Annotated in this window: 1 protein-coding gene; it reads right to left on the reverse strand. The window is 62.2% G+C overall.

The window, feature by feature from the left end; genetic code table 11:
- Positions 1-153: 153 nt before the first annotated feature.
- On the reverse strand, positions 154-2,562 hold the full coding sequence (locus DCO47_RS26500) for a glucose/quinate/shikimate family membrane-bound PQQ-dependent dehydrogenase (protein ID WP_042608311.1): 2,409 nt from the start codon (positions 2,560-2,562) through the stop codon (positions 154-156).
- Positions 2,563-2,754: the final 192 nt, after the last annotated feature.

Consider the following 2,754-nt stretch of genomic DNA (forward strand, 5'->3'; position numbering starts at 1 on the left):
TAGCGGTGTGTCAGGCCCAAAGTTGCTGTCTGACACACCGCTATCGCGAGCAGGCTCACTCCTACAGGTTTTGTGAATCGCTTTAAGATTTCATGCACAAAAAAGGCGATGTCCCTCACGGAACATCGCCTTTTCTTTACCTGTCGCTAACGCTTATTCAGACAGTTTGTACGCAATCACATAGTCACCCTGCTTGGTGCCCAGCGAGCCGTGACCGCCGGCGACGACGAGCACGTATTGCTTGCCGTCCTTGCCGGTGTACGTCATCGGTGTGGTTTGCGCGCCGGCTGGCAGGCGGCCTTCCCACAGTTGCTTGCCGTTTTTCACGTCGTAGGCGCGCAGGTACTGGTCGAGGGTGCCGCTCAGGAAGGCCACGCCACCTGCGGTGGTGAAGGTGCCGCCCAGGCTCGGTACGCCCATGCTCAGCGGGATCGGAACCGGCGAGCTGTCGCGCACGGTGCCGTTTTTGTGCATCCAGATGGTTTTGCTGGTGGTCAGGTCGACCGCTGCCACATAACCCCACGCTGGCGCCTGGCATGGCAGGCCCATTGGCGACAGCAGCGCTTCGAGGATCACGCCGTATGGCGCGCCCTTGTTAGGCTGCACGCCTTCGGTTTCGCTCTTGCGACCCGGGCCGCCGGCAACTTCTGCTGCTGGAACCAGCTTCGAACGGAACGCCATGTAGCTCGGGTTGACGAAGGCGATCTGGCGCACCGGATCGACCGAAATGCCGCCCCAGTCGAACACGCCGAAGTTGCCTGGATACACGATCGAACCTTGCAGCGACGGCGGGGTGAACGGGCCGTCATAACGCAGGGATTTGAAGTCGATCCGGCAGAGCATCTGGTCGAATGGCGTCACGCCCCACATGTCGCGCTCTTTGAGTGGTGGCGGCATGAAGTTGAGGTCGGACTTCGGTTGGGTCGGCGAAGTGTGGTCGCCTTCCACCGCGCCTTGCGGCACCGGGATTTCGTTGATCGGCACGATGGCTTTGCCGGTGCTGCGATCCAGCACGTAGATGCTGCCCTGCTTGGTCGACGCCAGTACCGCTGGCTTGACGCCGTCAGCAGTTTTGATGTCCATCACGGTCGGTTGACCGCCGACGTCCATATCCCACAGGTCATGGTGGGTGAACTGGAAGTTCCAGCGCACCTTGCCGGTGGCGATATCCAGCGCAGTCAGGCCCGCGGCGTGCAGTTCCGATTCAGGTGTACGCATGCCACCGAACTGGTCCGGGGTCTGGTTGCCCATCGGCAGGTAGAGCATGCCGAGTTTTTCATCGACAGCAAACATCGACCACATGTTCGGCGAGTTGCGCGTGTAGGTCTTGCCTTCGGCAATCGGCGCGGTGTCGTCCGGGTTGCCGCTGTCCCAGTTCCACACCAGCTTGCCGGTGTGCACGTCGAACGCGCGGATCACGCCGCTAGGCTCGTCGGTGGAAACGTTGTCGGTGACGTGACCGCCAATCACCACCAGGTCCTTGGTGACCGCAGGTGGCGAAGTGGAGTAGTAACCGCCGGCGTTGAAGCCGCCGATGTTGGCAGACAGGTCGATCTGACCCTTGTCACCGAAGTCTTCGCACATTTTGCCGGTGTCGGCATTCAGGGCGATCAGACGGGTGTCAGCGGTTGGCAGGAAGATGCGGCGCGGGCAGGCGCTGGCCGGGGCCGGGCTGGCCGAACCGGTCGGGCTCTGCTCGGAAGCATAGACCGCGTCGTCGTGATAGCTCACGCCACGGCAGGTCATGTGCGCCCAGCCTTTGAAGTTGGCCGCGTTCTGCGTGCTCAGCTTCGGATCGAAACGCCAGATTTCCTTGCCGCTGTCCGGATCCAGCGCAATCACCTGGCTGTGCGGCGTGCACACGTAGAGCATGCCGTTGACTTTCAGCGGGGTATTTTCAGCGGTGGTTTCGCCCGGATCGTTCGGCCCCGGGATGTCGCCGGTGCGGTAGGTCCAGGCCGGCACCAGTTTGCTCACGTTGGCCGGGGTGATCTGCGCCAGTGGCGAGTAACGATCACCGTGGGCGCTGCGGCCGTAGGAGTTCCAGTCACCGTCGGGCATGGCCGGCGCGGTGTTGGTCATACCGTCGACGCTGTCGCGATCCAGCTGGCCTTTGATTTCCCCAGGGTTGGTGAACTGACTGGCTACAGCGGTCAGGCCGGCCAGCACCACGGCTACGGTCAGCGCGCCGGTGCCCATCGGGGCAGGGCCGTTGAGCAGCAGCGGGCGACGGAACCACGGCAGCAACATCACCAGGCCGAGGGCGAACAGCATTGCCAGGCGCGGCACCAGTTGCCACCAGTCCAGGCCAACTTCCCACAGCGCCCACACGGTGCTGGCGAACAGCACGATGGCGTACAGGCCCAGCGCCGCACGACGACGCATCAGCAGCAGGATGCCGGTCAATGCGATGCCGATACCGGCCAGCAGATAGTAAAGCGAGCCGCCGAGCATGCTCAGCTTGACTCCCCCGGCCAGCATGGCCAGGCCCATCAGTAGAAGCAGAATGCCGAGCAGGCCCGGTAGCAGACGGCCCCGACTCGAAGCACTTTCGGTGCTCATAGTGTGATTCTCCGTGACGTTTATGTAGTCCCGCGCTGTAGTCACTTTAGATGACGATTTGGCGCAGGCATGGTTCAGATAAAAACTTGTTCGGCTAACGAATTGCTTCTGTAGGAGTGAGCCTGCTCGCGATAGCGGTGTCACAGGCGACATCTCCAGTGGCTGAAACAGCGCTATCGCGAGCAGGCTCAC

Origin of the sequence: Pseudomonas sp. NDM, assembly GCF_003105095.1 — a bacterium.
Classification (GTDB): Bacteria; Pseudomonadota; Gammaproteobacteria; order Pseudomonadales; family Pseudomonadaceae; genus Aquipseudomonas; species Aquipseudomonas moraviensis_A.